The sequence below is a fragment of the Methanobacterium sp. genome (assembly GCA_012838205.1).
In the GTDB taxonomy this organism is placed as follows: domain Archaea; phylum Methanobacteriota; class Methanobacteria; order Methanobacteriales; family Methanobacteriaceae; genus Methanobacterium.
The window spans coordinates 1-23,934 of record DUPR01000049.1 but is presented as its reverse complement, the minus strand read 5'-3'; the positions used below and the strand labels follow the sequence as shown (position 1 = coordinate 23,934).

The window sequence follows — 23,934 nt, the reverse complement described above, 5'->3', positions numbered from 1 at the left end:
TAAATATCGAAAATAGATATCAAAATAGTAGGGGTACAGAATTTATGTTAAATAGAAAATTCTTCCTGGGATTTATTAGGATTCACATTCTTTATCGTGCAAGTAAAAAAGAAATTTACGGAGTTCAAATGATTGATGAACTTAAAAAATTAGGTTACCAAGTGAGTCCTGGTACAATCTATCCAATTTTACATTCTCTCGAAAAGGAAGGCTTTTTGAAAAGTAGGAAAAAAAATGTTCGTGGAAAAATAAGGAAATATTATAAAATAACCGTCAATGGTGAAAAATTACTACAGGATTCTCGTAAAAAAATCAAAAAACTAATAAATGAAGTAATAATTCAATAAAAGATGGACTCATTACAATAATGCACCTTATCGTGTTGTAATAATGCGTATTAGTGAATTAGTGAATGGAGTTATGACCAATTAAAAATAATTCTGCTACGTTCAATGGGGGAAAATGCACTTAAAATAATATTTTTACTTTAAATATTTTTCAATTCAATAAATATATTATTATTAATACAATGGGAATGTATGGTGAATTTAAAATCGATAATTAGATAGATGCAATTGAATGATACAATTTTGGACCAGAATTTTCTTGTAAATCCGATTTGTTAAATTTTCTTTAATTTTTTCCATTTTTCAATTTAAATCTTTTAATGCAGGTAATTTAAACTTAGGATAAGTATATATTAATCATTGAATCTAAGTAGTAAAGGAGATTTATAAAGCTTTATTAAAAGTTGCAATGATTTTTTAAACATTTGAATTATTAAGTGATTAAAGCAGCCATATTAGCATATCTGCTATTTAAATTCTTGAAGATATAATTAAATGACTTAATAAATTTGAAACACAATAAAACTGTTAAACATGCATGGGAGTGATAAAATGGAAATCAGTATTGAAAATTATTTTCAGAAAAGATACTCGCTTTTCGCATGGCGTTCTAATACTTCACTGGTAAATAAGGTGTTCATGGCCTTTTTCATGGCATGCATAACTGGAATCATGGCACAAGTTATAATACCCTTACCTTGGACTCCTGTACCCATCACTGCTCAAACCTTCGCTGTTTTAATGGCAGGTGTGGTTTTGGGACGTTGGTGGGGTGGAATCAGCCTACTTATTTATTTGACAATAGGTTTATTAGGCGTGCCCTGGTTTGCTGGGTTAACCGGGGGTTACAGCATCTTTTTAGGATCAACTGGCGGATACTTTATTGGCTTTGTTCTAGCTGCACTTTTCTTGGGTCACTTCACTGATAAATACACTGAATCCCGTAACTTCCATTCAATGCTGGGATTAATTTCCCTGGCCAATTTCGCTCTAATTTATATTCCTGGACTTTTAGGATTGGGATTATGGATGTACATAGTTGAAGGAAGCTTTCCTACAGTTTTAACATTATTAAGCATGGGGTTTTTACCATTTGTTTTGGGTGACTTGGTGAAAATAGGCGGAGCAGTTGCTCTTACTAAAGCCATAACTCCTAAAGAAGAATATTAAAACCTAGAACTTATCAGAGGTTTTTTGTTCATGGTTAAAAACGTCGAAAATGGCGTTGGTTCTAAGCCTTTAAGGATCAGGGCCCACCACCTTCTCTGCATTCAGGGATTCCAGGGATTTGGTTACAGTAAAGAATTCACCGATAACATGGCTAAAATTACTGAACAAATCCTAAAAAACCCTTTTTCTTTTATTAAAATTGTAAATGGTGCTGATTTAATCTGTGAATGTTGTCCTCATAATAATAAAGGGATATGCAATGCTGAGTCATCATCCCCTAATAGTGTTATGTTTTTGGATTCATTAGTACTCCAAAACTTAAAAATTGAAGAAGGATCAATTGTTTCTGCTTCACAGATTTCATTGATTACTAAAAATTTAGATGGGCAGACAGTTAATGAAATATGTGGAAATTGTTCCTGGCGATCAAAATGCCTTTTTTTTCAAGAAAAAAGATTTTAATCTCCTTATAGTATTAATTAACATCTAACTATTTTTTCAACATTTTATATTTTGGATTTTTTTGTAATTCTGTAGTGTTGAAATAAAACATTTAGTGAATAGTGGGAGAGGGAAAAAATGGAATATGATCACCACTAGTTTATGATTAAAGCTCGGAAAGGGGATTTTAAAAGTTCGAATGATGAGAATTTCTGTTGGCACTGTACTGATGAAATAGTGAAATCATCAGCTTGGTCATAACAGTGGGATGAATATAACATTTTTCGGATGTTATATTTTCAAAAATTTAAAGACAAGGCTATGTTTGGTGCACCATTTCTTCACTAAATCTTCCGTAAATTTTAATATTCTTTGGATCTAAATATTTAGTGTAGTAGTAATGATGTATTTAGGTGCCAATAATTGTAATCACAAAAACAGGGGGAATGACAATGGTGAAATGGGGACCGGTAGTTGTAGGTTTTATTTTAGCTCTAGTTCTTGGCAATTTATTTGGAATATATGTTAATGAATATTGGGGTGTTAACCTTGGATTATTTATATCAGGATTTATAGTTGGATACTGGGTCCATGAAGGCATAATCGGGGGATTGTGGAATGCAACAGTTGCTGGTTCATTTGGATCCATTGTTTTGGCAATATTACTCATAATTGGGGGAACTATTTTTGCTGGGCTTGCTGGTTTTGCAGCAGGTTTAACAACCGGCATAACAATTTTAATTGCTTCATTAATTGTTAACATAGTTTTAATGGGTGTCGGCGGAGCTATTGGAGGTTTATTAAGTGGAAAAAGTTAAAAAACTAGATTTTTCTTTTTTTTGTCATGATGTTTTATGAATTTAAAATATTGGTTTAAAATTTGATTAAAGATTATCCAAGCATTCATCTAACAAAATTTGGGCATCATCATTTTCAGGGTTAATAATTAGAACTTTTCTAAAACACTGCATTGCTTTTTCAAAATGGTTTAATTCCATGAACGCAACGCCTTTATTACTTAAAAAAACTTCATTTTCTGGTTCGAGAGAAAGTGCACTATTATAACATTCTAATGCTTCTTTAAAACGATTTAACTCCATCAATGCGTTTCCTTTTCGATTCCAAGTGGAAGCATCAGGATCACTTTCTAAACAAAGCTCTAAAGAGCGATCATAACATTCTAACGCATCTTCTGCACGATCAATTTGGGTTAAAAGGTTTCCTTTGGCATTCCAAGCCTCACTGTTATCTGGATTCAATTTTAAAATTTGATCGTAACATTCCAGTGCTTTATCGTACTGTTCTAACATTTCAAAAATAAAACCTCTCCAATATAAGACCACTAAATTGCTATCATTAATTTCCATAGCTTTGTCACTAGCTTTAAGTGCATCTATTGGTTTATTTGAATTTAAAAGAGCTATTGCTTTGTTATTCCAGATATATTCATTATTTGGTTCTTTAATTAAGGCTTGATCATAGCATTTTAGAGCTTCATTAAATTCTCCCAATCGTGAAAGATTGTCTCCTTTTTTATTTAAAAGATAAACATCATTAGGGTCAATTTTTAAGGCTGCAGTGTAACATATCACTGATTTATCAAATTTTCCAATATCAAAAAAAATATCGGCTCTTTTGGTGATCATGGCTTTTTCATTGATCTGAGTTCCTTCCCACTCTTCAATAGGTAGTTTGAAAAACCTTATCACTTGATAAAGTGATTCATCATTAACATGTTCAGGATACATCTTCCGGAACTCAGATTCTAATTCCGAAGCATTTTTAAAACCTTCTTCACGGGCCAACGCATCGTTTTGAATCAGATCAGCGAACTTAACTACTTCTACATCTGTCACTTCTGCTTCAAAAAGCTTTTCCCGTTCCTTGGATACTAAATTCCAGTAGCAATGAAGACGATCCCCTGGTGATAATGGGGTTTTCCAGATCTTTCTTATGGTGGTTGTTTTGTCACCGGTTATTAAACCCAAGTGGCGGCTTCCAAATAACAAGATTGGTATTTAACACCCTCCGATTTGATGATTAGATAAATTGAGTAGGATATGAACAATATTTGAATAGTAAATGTTTACGATGGTACGAATTTGTAAGATAAATTCACAGATAATTTAATCTTCTTCTATTTTATTTATAGATTCATGGAAACAAAGTTCCACTTTTCATATTTACTTGAATTATTTCCCCATCAAATTCAGCAGTTTGAATCTTAAAATTTCTGAAAATGGGTTTGTTTTTACGGTGATATCATCTACTTGTAGGGATTTCACACCATTTTATCATTCTAATATGCTTTGCAAGATGTTAATAAACTTCTCATCTTCTTTTATCGTTGCGACACTTACTCTAATCCAGTAATCATCTAATCCGCGGAAAGAACTACAATCTCTAACAATTATACCATTTTGCATTAGTTTTTCAGTGATTTGTTTGGAATTCATTCCAGTATTGAGAACGTTAACTAATATATAATTGGCAAATGACTTAAAAACTTTCAATTCAGGAAATTTCAACATTTCATTATATAAAAATTCTCGACTTTCAATAGATAATTCGGTGGACTCTTTAAGGTAGTCTGGATCATCTAAAGTGGCTGATGCTGCTATATGAGATAGTTTTATAAGGCTGAAAACAGGTTTAACTCGGTGCATGTATTCTATGAATTTTTCTTGACCTATCCCATAACCGATCCTCATACCAGCAAGTCCCATTACCTTAGAAAAAGTTCTAAGTATAAAAAGATTATCATACTCCTCTAGAAGGTTTACATTGTTTTTACCTGAAAACTCCCAGTATGCTTCGTCTACAACTACCAGAGCATCAGTACTTTCAAGAATGGTTCTAATATCTTTTTGTTCAATTAATCCACCAGTTGGATTGTTAGGCGTGCACAAAAAAATTACTTTTGTCTTTGTAGATATGGCTTTTAATACAGATTTAACATCTAAACAGTTTTTTTCAACATTCCATCTAGCATAAATTGGGGTAGCTCCGTATATGCTGAATGTAAATTCATAGTACATGTAGGTGGGTGAATGTACAATGTATTCATCACCAGGTTCAATCAAGGTCTTAGCCAGAACATCAAGGATTTCATCGGCACCATCTCCTCCAACAATAATTTGTTCAGGGTTTACACCGGAATACGATGCTATTTTATTTTTTAAATCATCAATATTAGATTCAGGATAAGTATTTATCAAATGAAGACTTTTTTCGAGGGTTTTAATAGCATGGGGTGACGGACCAAGAGGGTTTTCATTGGAACCCATTCTGATTATATTGGCAGGATCCAGACCATAAGCACGAGCCAAATCATCATTTGATCTTCCGGGGACATATGGATCAAGTTCCATTACTGTTTTTTTTATTTTTACCATTAAATCAATCCTTCTTTGATAATATTCAAATCCATTCATTTAGACTTATTTTTATCCTCAATCCTTGTTTTAATTGCAAGTTTCGAATAACGTAAAGCATTATCTTTGATCTTCTGAAATTCACTGTTTTCGAGTTCTCGCACTACTCTAGCAGGCACACCCATTATCAAGCTAGATTCTGGGAAGATCTTTCCTTCAGTTACCACAGCACCCGCAGCAACAATACTATTTTTCTTGATGTGACTGCCATTAAGAACTGTTGCATTCATACCAACAACACAGTTATCCTCAACTTTACAACCATGAAGTACTGCGGAGTGCCCCACAGAAACATAATTTCCTAATTCAAGCGGAAAACCTTGTGAAGAGTGTAAAACACAGTTATCTTGGACATTAGAATAATTTCCAATTGTTATGGTTTCAATATCTCCCCTAATCACAGCATTATACCATACTGAGGATTTATGACCCATAAAAACCTTGCCGATAATGTGGGCTCCGGGAAAAATTGTAACAGTACGATCTATCATATCCAAATTTATGTTTTCTAATCATAAAAACATTTCATAAGGAAAACAATTTATATAAAACCATTAAAAACCTTCTAAAATAAAAATAACAGAAATAAATTAAGAAAAATTTCTTAAAACCATTATTTTAGGTGAATCATTTTTTTTCTTTTATTTCCTGGGTTTGATGATGTATAACAACTTTATTATTGGGTATGTCTCGGTAAATTATGGCACCAGAGCCTATTGATGAATTTAAACCAACAGTAACTCCTGGATTGAAACTGGAATTGATGCCAGTTTTAACTCCATCCGCAAATATAACTCCCATTTTACGTCGTCCACTGTCAATTCTTTTACCTTTAACTGTAACTTTAATACCCTCATCGTCGAAACGCAAGTTGGCAATATTTGTACCGGCAGCAATGTTACAATTAGCCCCAATAATGGAGTCACCAACGTACGATAGGTGATTTACATTAGTTCCATCCATGATTATAGAGTTTTTAATTTCAACAGCATTGCCTACATTTACTCCATCGCCAATGGAGGTATGCCTACGCAAGAATGTGTTGGGCCCAACATCACAGTTGGCTCCAATATAAACAGGACCCATAATATAGGTGCCTGAACGAATGATGCTGCCTTTTTTCAGTATGATCGGTCCATGAATAGTAACTCCCTCTTCAATTTCTCCTTCAATTATGGATTCTGAGACTTCCAGATAATGTTCATTTAATTCCAAAAATTCCCAAGGTCTTCCAACATCAATCCATTTATCATGGGAAATTAGACCTAAAACTTTTTTGCCCTGACTTATCTGGATTTTGAGAGAATCTGTTATTTCAAATTCTCCTCGTTCAGATTTTTCAGTCTTTTTTATGGCTTGGAATATGTTACGGTCAAAAAGGTATATGCCAGCGTTGATAAGGTCACTGGGAGCATCTTCAATGGGGGGTTTTTCAATTATGTCTTTAATATAGTCTCCTTCCAGTTTAACAACACCAAATGAGGAAGGATCATCCACTTTTGTGAGTACTAGGATTGATTGGGCTTGAGATTCATTATATCGATTAATTAAATTTTTTATTAGTTTGTTTTCTAATATTATATCTCCATTAGTCACTATGATTGCTTCATCATCTTTATTCATAGTATCTGCAACTTGTCCAATGGCGTGTGCAGTTCCCAAACGTTCTTCTTGAGTGACGTAGTCAATATTTACTCCAAAGTCACTTCCATTTTTAAAATGCTCTTCAACAGATTCTTTTTGGTAACCAACTACCATGGTGATGTTTTTTATACCTGCATCCCTTAATGCCTCCACATTATATTCTAAGAGAGGTTTTCCACCCACGGGGAGCATTGTTTTTGGTCTGGTGAGTGTCAAGGGTCTCATTCTAGTCCCTTCACCGGCAGTAAGTATCACAGCTCTCATATGACTTCCTCTATTAATTTCTAACCCACTTAATTCAATTATAATTATATATTGATCAGATAAAAAATTTAGGTTTTACAGTAATTTTTTAATGAACCTTGCAGACTTCTCATGTATCATTCTAGCTTTTTCTTCCGTTTTCCCCTCTAAAGTAATTCTAATAAACGATTCAGTACCAGATGGCCTTACAAGAACCCAACTACCATCAGCAAAAGATATTCTAACCCCATCTTTAAGGTTAATGTCCATCACATCATCGAAGATTAGAGATAGTTCAGATTCTGCCTTTTTCATTATGATTTCTTTTTGATCGTTATGACAATCAATTTTATCTCTAATAGTAGGGTAACTTGGAATCTCGTCTAAAAGTTTTGATAGAGGTCCTTTACTCTGAACCAGTTCAATTACTCTTAATGCAGATAAAATACCGTCTGGACACATACAAAACTCGGGATGTATCCATGTTCCTGATGGTTCACCTCCAAATGTGGCATTTATTTTGTGAATCATCTCTGCAACATGGACATCACCCACTTTGGTTCTTTCTACACTGCCTCCAACTTTTTCCATGGCATTATCAACACATACTGAGGCATCTACAGTAGTAACTACGCATCCACCGATATTTCCTGATATTAGGGCTAATAATTTATCAAAATCGGCCATTTCTCCTTTTTCATCTACTGCTACCATTCTGTCTGCATCACCATCATGCGCTATTCCTAAATCAGCTCCCACGGCCTTCACCACATTCATCAATTCTTGCAAATTAGCAGCAGAGGGTTCTGGCTTCCTCCCAGGGAAAAAACCATCAGGTTGAGCATTTAAACTCACTACTTGACAACCAGCTTTTCTAAGGATTAAAGGTGAAAGATAACTAGCAGCACCGTTGGCACAATCAACAACAACTTTAAGATCGGTTTGGAGATTCAATAAGTTGAGAATATCTTTGATATAATCATTAATAACGTAACTAATATCTTCAATTTTTCCAATATCTTGCCAAGAAACATTAATAAAATTCTTTTGGTGTATTATTTTTTCGATTATCCTTTCTTGCTTCTGAAGATAAGCCATACCATCTGGATTCCATAGTTTAATCCCATTATCTGGGGATTGGTTGTGGGAGGCAGTAATCATTACTCCAGCATTGGCCCCCAGCTTCATGGTAGCATACCCAACCACTGGTGTGGGAACCATTCCCAAAGTCAAAACATTACAACCGCCTTGTAAGATACCGGAACTGACAGCTCTTTCTAGCATCTGGTTAGAAGTTCGGGTGTCATATCCTATTACTACATTATTTCCTTCACCTAAATAGGTTGAAATTGCTTTTCCAACATTTAAAGCAAGTTCTGGGGTTATTTCATCCCCTACTTTCCCCCTTATGCCAGAGGTGCCGAAGAGTTTAGGAATTTCAGTTTCCATAATCTAAGCCCCAAATTTCGAAGAACGATTCATAAGGTCCATCAGTATGTTCATAATATCACTACCTCTTATTCTGCAAAGTCCACCACTTGCAGTTGTTCTCTCATTGAATTTGTTCACATGGTCTACTCTTAGATTGGGGCCATTAATCACCAGTGGAACCGGATCTCCGGTGTGGTCCATTATGGAAATTGGGGTGGAATGATCAGCAGTTAGAATGAAATAAACATCTTTAATTTCCATTATTCTACCTACAACTTCATCTACCTTTTCTATAAATTCTAATTTCTCATTTAAATTCCCATCATGTCCAGCTTCATCTGCCCCATCTATGTTAATAAGGATAAAATCATAATGAAGTGAAGCAGTTTTTATAATACTATTGGCAATGTTATCTAAGTTGGTGTCAACTCCACCAGTTGCTCCTTCTACCTCGATGATATCCATGCCTGCTATTTTCCCAATCCCCTGAATAAGTCCAGTTTCAGCAATACACGCTGATTTAAGACCATATTTATCATTAAAAGGTTCTGCTTCAGGAACTGCGCCAGCACCTCTGGGTAATATGATATTTGCAGGGTTTTCTCCATTTTCAACACGTTTTATGTTCACGGGATGGTCTTTTAAAAGTTCGTAAGATTTTTCAACAATTTTGTTTAAAATTGCAGCAGTTGCATCGGCTTCAGGAGAACCATCCAAACCAAAAATTTTTAGAAATTTCTCTCCATCATGTTTGGGATCAGCATCAGAAACTTGATCTGATAAATTTTCTCCCCTTAATACTAAAACTGCCCTGTGACCTGTAGATTCTTTAAATATAACTTCAACATTTTCATCAAGTTTCATTGAATTAAGAACATTTGCTAACTCATCAGTACCATCTCTTACCCTTCCAGCTCTCCGGTCAGTGATTATTCCTGCTTCATTGGCAGTTGAAAAATTACATCTAAATGCAATATCTCCAGGCATTACATCTATTCCAACTCCAGCAGCTTCAAAAGGCCCTCTACCAGTGTAAACAGTGTAGGGATCATAGCCGAGTATTGATAGGTGAGCTGTATCACTTCCTGCACGTATACCTGGTTTTATTGGATCCATAATTCCATTAACTCCTAATTTGGCCATTAAATCCATGTTAGGTGTTTTTGCTGCTTCTAAAGGGGTTTTATTCCCTAATTCTTCAAGAGGACGATCTCCCATCCCATCAATTATCATTATGATTCCCTTCATTTTATCACCATAACAACCATACCATTACATTGCCCAGTAAAGCCCCAGTTAGGGTAGCAAGAAGATTCACATGTTCATTATTAAGATACCCTTTAATCTCTAACATGGCTCCCAGTATACTATCCACAAAACAACCAACAGATCCAGCTACTAATGCAATTGCTAGTGTTTTTGCAAGATCAGGATACACTCCCAGCATATAGGCAGCCAAACCAATTAACCCTGCTCCAAGAATTCCAGCTATGGTTCCAACAACTGAAATTCCCCCATCTGTACCTGGAGGAACTCTTTTAAAGTTGGTTATGAGTCTTGGAGTTGTGATCACTCCCACTTCGCTGGCCATAGTGTCAGCGGTAGCGGTGGCTATGGAACCTATAAATCCTGCGTAATTACCAAAAGCAGCCATTACAAATGCCACAATTCCATTCGATACTACATTTTTTAGGGTTCTAGTTCCTTCGTATACTCCAATCTCTTTTTTGTAATCGTTTTTGTATCTGGTGAATCCTACTCCCAGAATTAAAAATAAGAAAATTAAAAAAAGCCAGTTAACACCGGCAACAAATATGATGATCACACCCATTATGATCATAAAAATGGATCCCAAGAGATCCAGGGCTTTTTTTGCGTAGGTAATAAGCCCTATGATCACCAGGAGAACCACATATTCCCAGATAATCATCTGTCTCCCAGATCAGGATTTTTCTTCATCAACTACTTTGGTTTTTATGATTTCCACCCTTTTTAGGGGGTAAATTTTTTTGGTTTCATGGTAAACATAGGAGGCTAGTTTTCCACCTATAATTTCTTCCACCAGTTCAACAAAGTTTTTCTCAGCTGCAGCATCCCCCACTAGTTTTTCAATGGTTTCCCGTATGTAACGTTGTTGAGATGATTTAGCCCTTTTTATAGTGATTGTCAGGACGTGTACTTTCATTTTTTGACCGTCCTTGGTCTGGACACTAACTATGGAATCAATTCGGCTGGTTCCTCTCCGGATCATACTTCTTACATAGTCACTGGTGACTTGGTGGCCAATGAAACGAGTGGTGGCTGTATCTCCAGCAACTTCACTGATCTGAAATTTCAGTTTAACATACTGCTTGCTGAAATCACCGGTTAACTCTCTCATGGTTGATTCAACTCTTCTTTTGAGGAGCATATCAGGATCCCGGGCTGGAGTGGTGCCTATGTCAGCATCTCCGAATTCTTTAGGAGTAGTAATAGTGTACCATTTTTTGTCTTTCCATGTATCTCTTACTCTTCTACGTCTTGCTTTAGCCATACTAATCACTTATTATTTGTATTATTTGGTAAGATTCCGTAAGATTCTATATAGAACTCGCGGTTCTAGTATAAATTCAAAAAATCACAACCAGTCTAAAAGTTTAGAATCATTTATTATAAATCTCATTCATGGTTTATAAATATTGCCAAACTGTGAGTGAAGGATAAATCATTCCTTAGTAAGTTCTTTAAATCTGCATGATTTAATAGTGTTTCGTTCAATTTTCCACTTGCAACTACAAAAATACTAAATAATTGAAAAAACTATACTATGCCGATTTTATAATTCAGAAAAGTGCGGTTTTAGATGGGTTTACTCATGAATCTTTCATGATCTATGAAACGTTTCAGAACTTCCTCCACAGTACCTTCTTCCTCAACCAGCTTCAAATTCGCTTTTTTTATCCCATATTTGGCTTTCATCCCAGCTTGAGCTGCGATTATGATTTCACAGTCCTCCAGCAAACTGAGTCCCTTCTGCCATTGGTGTTTTTCTTCAGGGTCGATGTTAGTTTTAATGTATTTGATAAATTCTGGATCATTCCCATCCCACTGGTATATGGCAAATCCTTTAGCTCTACCAAAGTGATCTGCATTGATCTGGTCGGATGTTGCAACGGCAATCTTCATAATTTGATTCCTCCTATTTCATTAATGTTATATCCTATCAAGGATTTAATAGAACATCTATTAATAATGGTATAATTTCACAGACTTATCAACCTTAATCACGAATTTATGGTTTAAAACAGACAAAAACTGGTCTTTCATTAGCATCTTCATCCCATGACTGTTCTTGGTAGCCACCGTAGACCAGACACTTGAAACCCAGATTTTCCAAAGTTTTTTGAACATCATGTGTGGAAAAAACTCCAATTTGATGTTTATCAATCTCAAAATCTATTTTACCATCTTCTTTAATCAGAAATAAGAAATTAGCATCGAAAACTCCATTATATAGGCGACTTTGTGATATCCGGGCCAGTTGCAGATCTCCCTCAACCACTGCGTCAACAAACACCCGGCCTTCTTCCCAGTTCTCAGTACAAAATCCCAGATCAAATATAAGAACCCCTCCATGTTTTAAATGACCATAAAATCGTTTGAACGTTTTTTTAAGTTCATCCAAAGTGTTGTGATAGTTTATAGCCGAGAAAAGGCAGATAATAGTGTCAAACCTCTGTTGAAGATCAATTTTCCTCATATCTCCCTGAATGAATTCCATTTTAGGAACTTTTTTTCGGGCAATCTCCAGCATTTCAGGGTTTATATCCAATCCCAATATATTGAAATAATTTTGAAGATATTGGGTATGTCCCCCGGTCCCACAAGCCACATCCAGAAGATCCATTCCTTCCGATTTTTTGTATCGTTTTACAACCATTAAAATGAATTCTGATTCACCAGGATAATCCATCCACTGGTAGATAAGGTCGTAATAAAGGGCATATTTGCGGTAAAGTGCCTGTTCTGCCATTTTACCTTTTCTTCCTAATTTATTCTTCTTTTCTATTATTACCTTAACATATCAGTTCTAAGGCACTAACTTTATTATCCGCTAGTTTATCTTTTTTATGAGTTTAGCAATGTTGTATCCAAATCTACGGATGGTTTCCATACCATCTGTGTTTTCTTCCACTTGTCCGATTGATGTCCGAAGACCATGTTCCATTAGGTACTTCCAGGGACTATCATATCGTTAATGAAGAAGAACATTAGCATTTCCTGTAAGGTAGCTGTGTGTCCACCTCTACGGGCTACAGCAATGGGGCCTCCCACTTCCCAAGATAAGAAGTTTCCTGAGGACCGACTAAACATTCCAATCCTTTGCAGTGCGGACATTAAATCTCCGCGTGCAGTTCCAAAGTAAACTGGGGATCCAACAATGAAGCCACCTGAACCTTTTATCTTTTCAATAATCTCGTTTACACCATCATTCAGAGCACATTCATATATTTCTGAGCATTTTCCACAAGCAATGTAAGAACGGATTTCCATTTGCCTTATGGATATTATTTCAGTTTCAATACGTTTTCTTCTATAGTTTTTGCACATTCCTCCAAAACCTGCATTGTGTTACTTTCTTTACGGGGACTGGCGCACAATATTAGAACTTTCTTCATAATAGATTTCCTCGTTAAATTGAAACATTTTTTATCACTGATTGTATATCAATCAATTTTTCCAACAGGGGCTAAATAAATAGTAAATTCATCTTTACCATCTAAACGGAGCAAGTCATCCAAGTATTCCTGGTCATAGGCCCCTATGGCACAAGTACCAGCTCCAATAGCTTCACAAGCCAGATACAAATTCTGACCCACATGTCCGGCATCCATGGCTATAACTTTATGAGAATCTAAACCATAGCGCCATTCCATCCGGTAGGGAATAGCACTCCATATGAAGGTTACTGCGGATTTTCCTGCAAATATCTGCCCGAAAGTTCCTTTAATCATCTTTTCATTAAGATTTTCTTCCGAAAATTCAAAGAGCAGTTCATGAGTCAATGGAAGATAACGATATATTCCGGGTTCGATTTTTTCCCCGGATTCATCAGTTTCAACATTAAAAACCGCTAAGTATGTTTCAAGGGCGTGGCGACAACCAGCTGAGGGGACATTGCGGAAAGCATAATTTCCAGCATACATGCGGATTCCCTGAGTTGCCCATAATAGAAATGACAATTCTATGAGAGTTAGGGGGTTTTGATTATAATTCCTACGACTTTCTCTGTTTTTAATGGCTTCTGAAAGACTAGTGTTAAAAATTTTTTTCCAATCAGCAGTGATAAGTTCAATCCGGTTAGATTTCGCTGAATAAGGTTTCTCAATTGGAGGCGCTTTTATCCCCTTGCTCTGGTCTGTTTTAGAAAAATCTATAGTTTTCCTTATGGAGTCCTTTAAAAAGTAACGATATTGTTCCAGATTCATTTTCACACCGCTTAATATTTTCAATTTTTCTATAGATCGATTATTTTTTAAAATTATAGTAATGATTATTTGAGCTGGTTCTTTCTTAAGGTCTTTACAAATTCTCCAATACTCCTTATGGATGCTTCGGAACTTGGTAGATGAGAATGAAACATCTGCCAACAATGGAACATGTCTTGCCATACTTCTAAATTCACTTTCACTTCTTTCTCAACTGCAAGATCTCTGAAACGGTTTATGTCACATAAAAGAAGTTCTTTGCTACCTGCTTGGAGCATGAGGGGTGGAAAGCCTTCTAAATCTCCGTATATTGGTGATACCAAGGAATTTTTTGGATCCATGTCCTTTAAATAGAATTCCCGGAATTTGTCCAATTGTTCATGGTCGATCCAGTCCTTTACATCCTTCAAATGATTGTATACAACCGGAAATGTGAGGTCCACCACAGGAGACATGCAAACTGCACAAAAAGGCAAATCAAGCCCTTTTTTCTTTAATGCAAGCAGGGAGGAAAGTGTAAGATTACCCCCAAATGAAATGCCAGCCATTACTATGTCTTTACCTTGAAAACCTTCTTCAAGGAGCCATAAATATGATTGCAAGCAGTCTTCAACTGCGGCAGGGAAAATATTTTCTTCATTAAGTTGGTAATCAACGCTAAATACTGATAAACCAGTGTATTTGGATAACATCTGGCAGAGGTCTTGGTGACCATGGGTAGATCCCATGTTAAAACCACCACCATGGAAAAATAAGATAAGTTTTTCAGGACTGCTTTTGGGGGTTACAATCCAATATGACTGTGCAGGGGCGTCTTTTTCCTTCAGAATTTTTAAAGGTCCATCAGAACTGAAAGAAAGATAAAAATTATTAAAATAATTAGTGCCCTTTTTAAGATTACTTTTTTCCGGGATAAAATTGTTTTTTATAAGTTTTACAAGATTTTCAGCATTTTTATTCATTAAAAAATCCATCCTAAAATATATTCAAATTTTTAGGGTATTTTATAACAAATTAGGATTATTTATAATAATATTTGTTTGAATTATTCTTTAAGATTATGGTAAATGAATTAGATTTTCCATTTATATTTCTCATTTATAGTTCATTTACATTTTTTTTTATATGGCCATTTTTTCTTTTTCTCAATTTTCATGCCAATATGGTAAACATAGTTTACTTTTAGTAATGTTTATATAACATAATGTAAAGTATGTTATACGTGGTGAGGTCATGAATTTGAAAACTTTAGGAAATGCTTTAAAGATAACATCTGGATTTATCACCGCTTTATGGGTGGTAGGATTAATAGTAGGAAATATTTACTTAGTTGCTCTGGCTATTGTAATGCTAATTATAATAATTCCGGTTGTTTATGCTAAAAGGGATAAATTGGATGAAATGTTCAAGGGTAAAGATGATCTCATCATAGAAGATGAAAGAACGCGTTTAATATATGAAAAAGCATCAAACATGGCCTTAGGAATATCCTTGGCAATAATCATCTACGCGGGTGTAGTAATTGTGGCATTAAGAAACAGTTACCCTCAATTTACCCTAGTAGGATATACTTTATTTGCTGTGACAGCACTATTTTTAGTAATTTATTTCTTATCTACAGTTTATTATAAACGTAAATATTGATCAAAGCTAATTTGACCAAAAAAATATGAAATGAAATAATTAAAGGTGTTTTTGTGGATAATACTTCCAATATTGAAAGAACAGAATCCAAAGTCGAACTCAGAGTAATGAAAAAGAAAGCGCTTTTTTTTATAATTTTAACATTCTTTTTTAGCTATTTATTAGCTGCAACATACTATATATTGGGTGGCAGGATAAATAACATCGGATTTATTTATATGGCTATATTATACATGTTCATCCCAATGATTATGGTCATTATCCTTCAAAAATTCATTTACAAAGATTCATTGAAAATATTAGGCATAAATTTCAAAGTTAACCGATGGTGGATGATAGCATGGCTTTTACCACTATTTTTAGCATTGTTATCATTTGGGATTAGTTTAATAATGCCGGGTGTCCATTATTCGTCAGGTATGGAAGGATTCATAGCTAGATTTAGTGGATCTATGACTTCAGAACAATTAGAACTATTCAAAACACAAATTGCAAGTGCACCTTACCTAATTTTTATTTCTACCCTAATTCAAGGTTTAATATTTGGTCCAACCATTAACGCTGTGGCTGCGTTTGGTGAAGAGTTGGGATGGAGAGGTTTTTTACTAAAACAATGTAGTTATATGGATTTCTGGAAAATGTCTCTGGTAATTGGGATAATTTGGGGATTATGGCATGCTCCCATAATAATTCAGGGTTATAATTATCCTCAAAACCCAGTTATAGGCGTATTTATGATGATTGGTTTTTGTGTACTTTTCACTCCGCTAATTGCCTATGTCCGCATCCGTTCAGGATCAGTTATTGCCGCAGCTATTATGCATGGGTGCCTAAACGGAACAGCTGGATTATCTTTACTTTTCACCACAGGGGGCAGTGATTTAACTGTGGGTTCAACAGGACTGGCAGGTTTCATTGCAATGGCAATTGTTAACATTGGATTATTGACTTATGATAGGAAATATTCAAAAAAACCAGTAATGTAAGGTAACATTGTATAATAACTAAAAAAAAAATTAGCTCAGTAAATGATGTTTGATGGGGGTATGTAATGAAACAATTTTCTAAAATAAAGAAAAAGCAAATTATTTTGTATAAATGGTTTATTCACATGATAAATGCGTCTCCATTATTGCAGATATTTATCAAGTATCTTAAACACAGCATTATGAGGACTATTATAAGATGAAATAGCTTAATTAATTCAGTGAAGGAGTATGGCGGAACTATGGAAAATAAATTGAAGGTTTTTCGTGCAATGAATGATATTACACAAGAAGATCTGGCAAAGGCATTAGGAGTAACCAGACAAACAATTATCGCCATCGAAAAAAATAAGTACGATCCATCTCTTAAATTAGCTTTTAATATAGCTAAATATTTTAAAGTCCAAATTGAGGATATTTTTATCTATAACCCTGATTTGTGAACAATGTGATTATGGTGCCAATGAAAACATTCATTTCTTCCAAAGACAAAAATTAATTCTTGAAACTAATTTTCACGACCCGAATTTAATAAACAATTAGTAAGTATGGAACTAATAAAGAAAAAAAGTGAAATAAATAAAAAGAAGTTATATTGATCCTCTTTTTTCGGGAATTTCGCTACAAGAACTCTTTGGAACTAATTTTTTAGCTTCTTTGAGCTTAACACCCATTGTATCCAGCACTGCACGGCTATCAACTTTGGTATTAACACAGCCGTCCCTGAGTAGGGGCACCCCTTGGCATGAGAATTTGGAAAGCTTCATCATACCCAGATTAAGGTCCTGGAAGCAAGCCACACCAATAACGGCTTTGAACTTGTTTTGTTCCACAATTTTTTTTAGGAATGTGGAACCTGGAATGATAAATACAGTGTAACCCATCTTTTCTCCTTTTTCCTTTAAAACACCGATAACACAGCGTTTACAGTTTTCACAAGCTAAACCTGATGTTTCCAGTTTTGCTTCGCACTCCAAGTGTCTTAAACAGTGGGGTAATACTAATATTGTGTCTTTAGGTTCAATTTTTTTGAAATGTTTTTCATTGACTTTGTTTCGTACTTCTACACCAATATGATCAACAATTTTTCCGTCAACACCCATGCTTTCAGAGAATTTTTTGAAAAGTCCATAAAAAACATCCATGGTGAAAAGTAGTAGTTTAGGAAAAACAAGGCGGTCTTTTTCAATTAGCATTCGGCCTAGTATGAGGGTGACTGATAGAAGAATTAAGAGAAGAATTCCAGCTGCTAAAACAACTTGGCCAAATATCTGGTAAAATTCAGCGATAGTCATGTTATCATCAGTTAGTATCTTAATTAAAATTTCATTAAAATTCGGATAATATTAATGGTAAAAATACATAGTGTATAATGAATGTATTTTGATATTCTACATAAATTTTCTTGCTTATCTTATATTAATTTAGTTATTATTCCAGTTAATTTTAATATTAACAAAACTTAATTCTTCCAAATCATGCAACGAGGTAGAATTAAAGATAATTTTTGAAAAGAATTTCTCTAAAAATTGATTTTATCGATTTTGAAGTTTTTAAATGATCCATTGATCTGTATTCCTTCATTTGATGCTTTTATTTCAACTCCGGAAAGATCATCACAAGCACATAGTATGTTCTGTTCAGGATGGGTCCCTGGGGTGATGTTACAGTCCAAGCGAACTTTTTCCCCACAACTGGCAACCAGTGGTAGTCTTTGAGAGGTGGGATGATTTTCTGGCAAAACCACTAACGGAGATCCCAACTCTCTTAAAAGAAAAATCAGTGACCTAATTCCATTTTCGGCTACAGGGCCTGAATTAAAGGAAGAAACTGCAATAATATCTTTTTTTTCAAGAAAAATCACAATTTCTTCTTTGTCAGGGGTTCCTATGAATATGTGTCCGTTTTTGGCAAATTTAGCCACACCTACAGTTCCAGATTTTCCTTTCAAAAAAATAATTTCATCATCTTGGAGAGAAATTTTCTGCACCATAATCTTACTCTAGTTCCTCTACATTGTCAGATTGACATGCTGGGCACACTATTCTCCTTCCAATCCCTTTAAACTCATTATCACAATCCAAACATCGATATCTTTTGGTTTTAAGTTTTTTCATTTTAATATCAGCCATTGGGCCTCCAACTGAACACATTTTGCATCACCACTAGTTCTATGCTCTTGATATTATTTAATTTTTAGGATAATTTAAGGGCTATAAATAAAAGAAAAGTCATAAAAAAGGGGATTTTGGTGTTAACACACATTATTTATTCCATTAAATCCAATATAAGTCTGATTATAAAAAAACTATAAATATTTATTTTCAAGAAAGATTTTTTGTTAAGTTGGTGAGACTATTGAAAAACTTGATTTTTCCATTTTCAGCTATTGTTGGCCAAGAACGAGTTAAAAAAGCATTAGTTTTAAATGCAATTAACCCCTCAATTGGTGGGGTGTTAATAAAAGGTGATAAAGGAACTGGAAAGACCACTGCAGTACGTGCATTGGCAGATTTATTGCCCCCATTAAAAACTGTTAAAGGTTGCCCATTCAATTGTGATCCAGATGATTTCGAATCTCTCTGTGATTCATGCAAAAATATCGGATCAGAAGATATTCAAATCGAAAAAAAGAAAATGCGTGTGGTGGAACTTCCTTTAGGAGCCACCGAAGATAGAGTGGTTGGTTCTATCAACATTGAAAAAGCCCTAAAAGAAGGAATGAAAGCATTGGAACCAGGAATACTGGCAGATGCAAACCGCAACATACTTTATGTTGATGAAATTAATCTTCTGGACGATAATCTAGTAGACGTGCTTCTGGATGCTGCAGCCTACGGAATAAACACAGTCGAACGAGAAGGCATTTCTCTGGTCCATCCATCTAACTTTATACTGGTAGGGACTATGAATCCCGCAGAAGGAGAACTCAGACCTCAACTGTCTGATAGAATTGGGCTCCAAATCTCAGTTCAGAGTATTATGGACATTGAGGACCGTGTGAAAATCATGGAAAGAAGGGAAGCATTTGAAAAAGATCCCACCTCCTTCCGGAAGGAATTTCAAAAATATCAAGACCAGATATTGGACAACATAATCAAAGCCCGGAAGTTTTTAGATAAAGTAAATGTTTCACAAGAAACCATGAAAGTAATAGCCCAATTGTGTGTTGATATGGGTGTTGATGGACATAGAGCAGACATTGCCATTCTAAAAACTGCTAAAACCCTTGCCGCATATTACAAACATCAGGAAGTTGAATCTATTGATGTTGAGGAGGCAGCTGCCCTGGTTTTAGGTGAAAGATTCCAGAAAAAAAAATTAAATGAAGAAAAAATTAAAAAACAGATAGAAATTGCTGCTGATGAACTATCCCACGAAAATAAGGGGGATGATAAAAAAAAGTCCCAAACCAGTTAGAAAATGAAGGAAAAAAGAGAGGGATGAAACTTAAAACCCTCAACAAAGAGGAACAAAAGGTTGAAGCCATAGAAGAAGAAGTGGACGTCAAAAAACTCTTGAAAATGAAGGGAAAAAAGAAAAATCGCCGTTACGGTACGAGAGTTGATTCAAAAACACAGAAAGGGCGTTATATCAAAAGTAAACTTCCCAAAAACTCTTCTGGTGATGTTGCAATTGACGCAACACTACGAGCTGCTGCTTTAAGCTCTAAAGGAAAGATTAAGGTAAAAAGTGAAGACTTGCGTCATAAAATTCGTAAACATGGTGCTAAAGCTTCTATAGTCATGTTAGTGGATATAAGTGGGTCAATGTTTTCTGATAAGAAAGCTAACAGATTAAAAGGAATATTAAATAGTGTTATTGAGGACACTAATCGTCATCAGGACAGAATTAGTGTGATAGGGTTTAAAGGAGAAGAAGCAGAGATAATTATCCCCACCACCCGCCGGGCCACATCCTTTAGAGAACAAATAGAAAATATCCGAGTTGGAGGAACAACTCCACTTGCCGCCGGAATGAGAAAAAGTTATGAACTTCTTAAAAAAGAGAAATTAAAGGATGAATTCGTACCTATGCTGCTCATACTCTCTGATGGCATGCCCAATGTTGCTTTAGAGGACGGCCCTATTAAAGATGCCCTTAACATTGCAGAGAAGATTAAAGAAAAAGAAATTCACACTATTGTAATAAACTTCGAAAGATCAGTACGTTATGGTCATGAAGTGAACATGGAACTTGCACTGGCAGCTGGTGGCCGTTATTATGATTTAGAAGAATTGAAGGATCCTGGAATGGTTGTTTCAAAAATATTAGATTTTGAACGTGAAAATCTGTAACAGATTTTACCTGAAACAAAATGGAATGGAATAGTCTAATTAATATTAGTAAATTTGACAAAAAACACGCTTCTATGATTTTTTTTTACTTTTCAATATTTATTAAGTTATAAATAGGAAATAAACTGGAGATGATATTCGATTATTTTAACTTTCCTTTTTTTACATAAAATCAAATAAGAGAATTTACAAAATATTAAAGACAAAGGTATTATTAGAAAGTTAAAGTTCATATTTGGAAATTTTTTACTTACCAGCGAACAAAACGGTGATTTTGGTGGCAAAACAAAGAATCCTTCTAGTGGAGGACGATGCAATCGAAACCATGGATATAAAGCGGACCCTAGAATCATTTGGTTATGAGGTTCCTTGCACTGCTTCACGTGGTGAAGAGGCTGTGGAAAAGGCACGAAAAGAATTACCTGATCTTATTTTAATGGATATAATATTGAAAGGTGAGTTAAATGGCATAGAAGCTGCTAATGAAATAAATGAATTAGAAATTCCCATAATTTATTTAACAGCTCATTCTGAAGAGGATACAGTTCAAAAAGCAAAAGTAACTGGACCTTATGGTTATTTAATCAAACCTTATGATCCTTTTGAACTAAGATACGCTATTGAGCTTGCTCTTTATAAAAATCAGATGGAAAAAAAGTTGAAAGAAAGTGAAAAACGTTACAAATCTATTGTAGAGACTGCAAATGAAGGTATATGGGCTACAGATGCTAATTTCAATATAAATTATGTTAACCCAAAATTAGCTGAAATGTTGGGTTATACTATGGAAGAAATGTTAGGAAAACATGTGACATTCTTCATTTTTGAAGAAGATATTCCAGAAGCCGAAAAACATATTGAAAAACGAATTAAAGGGCATCCTGAAACTTATGAACGAAGATTTAAGCATAAAAATGGTTCTGAAGTTTCCACAATCATCTCTGTAACTGCATTAATGGATGATAATGGGGATTTTGTCGGTTCATTTGCCATGTTCACAGATATTTCTCATCGCAAAAAAATGGAAAAAGAGCTTAAAAATAGGGAAAGTCAATTAAATGCCATAATTGATGGCTCCCCAGTTCCACAATTTGTAATAGATACAAATCACCGTGTAATGTATTGGAACAAAGCAATGGCAGATTATAGTGGAATCTCATCTGAAGAAATAATTGGAACTAATAACCATTGGAAAGCATTTTACAGTGAAAAAAGACCTTGTTTAGCTGATTTGATGGTCCAAGGAAATTTAGATCAACTTAATAAGTTTTATTCAGGTAAATTCAAAGAATCTGAACATTTAAAAGATGCATATGAAATTGAAGATTTCTTCCCTCATGTGGGTGAAGGAAAATGGTTACACCTCACTGCAGCTGCAATTAAGGATTCTGAAGGAAAAATCATTGGATCTTTAGAAACTATTAAAGATATCACTGTTCGTAAAATGGCTGAAAAATCTGCAATAGATCAATATCGTTTTTTACAACATTTAATAGACACCATACCTTACCCTGTGTTTTATAAAGACATGAATTATGTATATATGGGTTGTAATAAGCGATTTGAAGAGATAATTGGATTGCCTAAGGATGAAATTGTGGGAAAAACAGTTCATGATATCACTCTAAAGGAATCGGCTGACATGTCTCATGAAAAGGATAAAGAACTATTTAAAAATCCAGGTTCACAGTTCTATGAGGAATATGTTCCATATGCCGATGGCACTATGCATTTAGTACTTTTTAATAAAACCACATTTCAAAATGAAAAAGGCCAACTTGCCGGTATAATTGGAATAATGGTGGATATAACTGAACGCAAAAAAACCGAAAATGCGTTGAAAGAAAGCGAAGAAAAGTTTCGCGTGTTAGCAGATAATATTCCAATATCTATAGTTGTCTATCAAAGGGATAAAGTGGTTTATGCCAATGATTTTGCAGTACAGATGAGTGGATACAGTAAAGAAGAACTGTACACAATGAATTTGTGGGATAATTTCTATCCTGATGATCAAAAATTGATGATGGGAAGTATAAAGGCAAGACTAAAGGGAGAAAAAGTCCCAAACAGATATGAAGTTAGATTTATAACTAAATCTGGCGATGTTCGTAACATTGACCTTTCAGCAGGATTTATCATCTACGATGGCCAACCAGCAGATTTGATAACATTAACAGACATCACTGAACGTAAAGATGCGGAGAGAGATCTTCAAATTAGTCAGTTTTCTATTGAAAATGCTTCTGATGAAATCTACTGGGTAGATATGGATGGTGATTTTATTTATGCTAATAAATCTGCTTGTGACTCTTTAGGTTTTTCAAAGGAAGAAATTTTGTCTAGGAATGTTTTTGATGTTGTCCCTGATTTTAGTCAGGAAACATGGAAGAATTTTGCTGAAGATTTGCGTTTGAAAGGTTCATTTTCCTTTGAAACTCGTCATAAAACTAAGGATGGAAGGATTTTCCCGGTAGAGATAAATTCCAATTACATGAATTTTCATGGAAAAGAGATGATATACACATTTTCTAGGGATATTTCTCAACGTGAAAAAGTTCTAAAATCGTTAAGAGATAGTGAAAGTAAGTTTAGATCATTTACTGAGAATTCGTTGGATACTATCATGCTTTTTGATTCAGATTTAAGGCATTTGTATGTCAACCCCAATGCAGAAAAAGTGACAGGGATTCCAGCTGAGGATTTTATAGGTAAAACTCATAAAGAGCTTGGGTTTCCGAAGGATATGGTTGATTTATGGGATGATGCTTTGCATAATGTTTTTAAGACTGGTGAAAATGGTAGGATTGAATTTGAACTTCCTTCAGGAG

General features: G+C 34.7%; 25 protein-coding genes and 1 pseudogene. 10 read left to right on the top strand and 16 right to left on the bottom strand.

The window, feature by feature from the left end:
- Positions 1–44 precede the first annotated feature (44 nt).
- From GXZ72_07580 to GXZ72_07565, 4 genes are all read left to right on the top strand, one after another.
- Entirely contained in the window at positions 45–347 is a 303-nt protein-coding gene (locus GXZ72_07580; protein ID HHT19404.1) for a helix-turn-helix transcriptional regulator, read from the top strand.
- A 552-nt stretch (positions 348–899) separates the two neighbouring features.
- Positions 900–1,517 (top strand): biotin transporter BioY, encoded by a 618-nt coding sequence (locus GXZ72_07575; protein ID HHT19403.1) that lies wholly within the window; start codon positions 900–902, stop codon positions 1,515–1,517.
- A gap of 30 nt (positions 1,518–1,547) precedes the next feature.
- On the top strand, positions 1,548–1,979 hold the full coding sequence (locus GXZ72_07570) for a DUF1284 domain-containing protein (protein HHT19402.1): 432 nt from the start codon (positions 1,548–1,550) through the stop codon (positions 1,977–1,979).
- 431 nt (positions 1,980–2,410) lie between these two features.
- A complete protein-coding gene (locus tag GXZ72_07565; protein HHT19401.1) occupies positions 2,411–2,776 on the top strand; it encodes a DUF5518 domain-containing protein in 366 nt (121 codons plus the stop codon).
- 66 nt (positions 2,777–2,842) lie between these two features.
- Here the strand turns inward: GXZ72_07565 and GXZ72_07560 are convergent, their stop codons facing one another.
- The 13 genes and pseudogenes from GXZ72_07560 to GXZ72_07500 all read right to left on the bottom strand — a co-directional run bounded on the left by GXZ72_07560 (position 2,843) and on the right by GXZ72_07500 (position 15,140).
- Positions 2,843–3,976, bottom strand: coding sequence for a tetratricopeptide repeat protein (locus GXZ72_07560; GenBank protein HHT19400.1), 1,134 nt, complete (start codon positions 3,974–3,976; stop codon positions 2,843–2,845).
- 276 nt (positions 3,977–4,252) lie between these two features.
- Positions 4,253–5,353 (bottom strand): histidinol-phosphate transaminase, encoded by a 1,101-nt coding sequence (locus tag GXZ72_07555; protein HHT19399.1) that lies wholly within the window; start codon positions 5,351–5,353, stop codon positions 4,253–4,255.
- Positions 5,354–5,388: 35 nt separating this feature from the next.
- On the bottom strand, positions 5,389–5,883 hold the full coding sequence (locus tag GXZ72_07550) for a gamma carbonic anhydrase family protein (protein ID HHT19398.1): 495 nt from the start codon (positions 5,881–5,883) through the stop codon (positions 5,389–5,391).
- A 136-nt stretch (positions 5,884–6,019) separates the two neighbouring features.
- A complete protein-coding gene (locus GXZ72_07545) occupies positions 6,020–7,300 on the bottom strand; it encodes an NTP transferase domain-containing protein (protein ID HHT19397.1) in 1,281 nt (426 codons plus the stop codon).
- Positions 7,301–7,375: 75 nt separating this feature from the next.
- Entirely contained in the window at positions 7,376–8,728 is a 1,353-nt protein-coding gene (gene glmM, locus GXZ72_07540; protein ID HHT19396.1) for a phosphoglucosamine mutase, read from the bottom strand.
- A 3-nt stretch (positions 8,729–8,731) separates the two neighbouring features.
- Positions 8,732–9,958, bottom strand: a complete 1,227-nt coding sequence (locus GXZ72_07535) for a 2,3-bisphosphoglycerate-independent phosphoglycerate mutase (protein HHT19395.1) — start codon at positions 9,956–9,958, stop codon at positions 8,732–8,734.
- A gap of 4 nt (positions 9,959–9,962) precedes the next feature.
- The gene (locus tag GXZ72_07530; protein ID HHT19394.1) at positions 9,963–10,640 is read right to left on the bottom strand and encodes a TIGR00297 family protein; all 678 of its coding nucleotides are present in this window, start codon (positions 10,638–10,640) and stop codon (positions 9,963–9,965) included.
- Between the two features lie 12 nt (positions 10,641–10,652).
- Entirely contained in the window at positions 10,653–11,243 is a 591-nt protein-coding gene (locus GXZ72_07525; GenBank protein HHT19393.1) for a 30S ribosomal protein S3ae, read from the bottom strand.
- Positions 11,244–11,548: 305 nt separating this feature from the next.
- Entirely contained in the window at positions 11,549–11,875 is a 327-nt protein-coding gene (locus tag GXZ72_07520) for a dinitrogenase iron-molybdenum cofactor biosynthesis protein (protein ID HHT19392.1), read from the bottom strand.
- 106 nt (positions 11,876–11,981) lie between these two features.
- Positions 11,982–12,722 carry a methyltransferase domain-containing protein gene (locus tag GXZ72_07515; GenBank protein ID HHT19391.1) on the bottom strand — a complete coding sequence of 247 codons (741 nt, stop codon included), beginning with the start codon at positions 12,720–12,722 and terminating at the stop codon, positions 11,982–11,984.
- 81 nt (positions 12,723–12,803) lie between these two features.
- Positions 12,804–13,368, bottom strand: a pseudogene (locus GXZ72_07510) (flavodoxin family protein).
- A 48-nt stretch (positions 13,369–13,416) separates the two neighbouring features.
- Entirely contained in the window at positions 13,417–14,178 is a 762-nt protein-coding gene (locus GXZ72_07505) for a SagB/ThcOx family dehydrogenase (protein ID HHT19390.1), read from the bottom strand.
- A 65-nt stretch (positions 14,179–14,243) separates the two neighbouring features.
- Entirely contained in the window at positions 14,244–15,140 is an 897-nt protein-coding gene (locus GXZ72_07500) for an alpha/beta hydrolase (GenBank protein ID HHT19389.1), read from the bottom strand.
- Between the two features lie 271 nt (positions 15,141–15,411).
- On the opposite strand from GXZ72_07500, the gene GXZ72_07495 reads away from it, so the two are divergent.
- The 3 genes from GXZ72_07495 (at position 15,412) to GXZ72_07485 (ending at position 17,251) form a co-directional block, all read left to right on the top strand.
- Positions 15,412–15,822 (top strand): DUF2178 domain-containing protein, encoded by a 411-nt coding sequence (locus tag GXZ72_07495; protein ID HHT19388.1) that lies wholly within the window; start codon positions 15,412–15,414, stop codon positions 15,820–15,822.
- A gap of 53 nt (positions 15,823–15,875) precedes the next feature.
- Positions 15,876–16,808, top strand: coding sequence for a CPBP family intramembrane metalloprotease (locus tag GXZ72_07490; protein HHT19387.1), 933 nt, complete (start codon positions 15,876–15,878; stop codon positions 16,806–16,808).
- Positions 16,809–17,050: 242 nt separating this feature from the next.
- Positions 17,051–17,251, top strand: a complete 201-nt coding sequence (locus tag GXZ72_07485; protein ID HHT19386.1) for a helix-turn-helix transcriptional regulator — start codon at positions 17,051–17,053, stop codon at positions 17,249–17,251.
- A 147-nt stretch (positions 17,252–17,398) separates the two neighbouring features.
- Here the strand turns inward: GXZ72_07485 and GXZ72_07480 are convergent, their stop codons facing one another.
- The 3 genes from GXZ72_07480 to GXZ72_07470 form a co-directional block, all read right to left on the bottom strand.
- Positions 17,399–18,103, bottom strand: a complete 705-nt coding sequence (locus tag GXZ72_07480) for a DUF116 domain-containing protein (GenBank protein HHT19385.1) — start codon at positions 18,101–18,103, stop codon at positions 17,399–17,401.
- Between the two features lie 227 nt (positions 18,104–18,330).
- Positions 18,331–18,801, bottom strand: coding sequence for a hypothetical protein (locus GXZ72_07475; GenBank protein HHT19384.1), 471 nt, complete (start codon positions 18,799–18,801; stop codon positions 18,331–18,333).
- A gap of 4 nt (positions 18,802–18,805) precedes the next feature.
- Positions 18,806–18,961, bottom strand: coding sequence for a hydrogenase maturation nickel metallochaperone HypA (locus tag GXZ72_07470; GenBank protein ID HHT19383.1), 156 nt, complete (start codon positions 18,959–18,961; stop codon positions 18,806–18,808).
- Positions 18,962–19,166: 205 nt separating this feature from the next.
- Between GXZ72_07470 and GXZ72_07465 the strand changes: the two genes are divergently transcribed.
- The 3 genes from GXZ72_07465 to GXZ72_07455 all read left to right on the top strand — a co-directional run.
- Complete coding sequence (locus GXZ72_07465) at positions 19,167–20,228, top strand: AAA domain-containing protein (GenBank protein ID HHT19382.1); 1,062 nt, start codon at positions 19,167–19,169, stop codon at positions 20,226–20,228.
- A 23-nt stretch (positions 20,229–20,251) separates the two neighbouring features.
- Entirely contained in the window at positions 20,252–21,106 is an 855-nt protein-coding gene (locus tag GXZ72_07460; GenBank protein ID HHT19381.1) for a VWA domain-containing protein, read from the top strand.
- Between the two features lie 277 nt (positions 21,107–21,383).
- Positions 21,384–23,934 (top strand): PAS domain S-box protein (locus GXZ72_07455; protein ID HHT19380.1); only part of this gene is annotated, 2,551 nt, incomplete at its 3' end.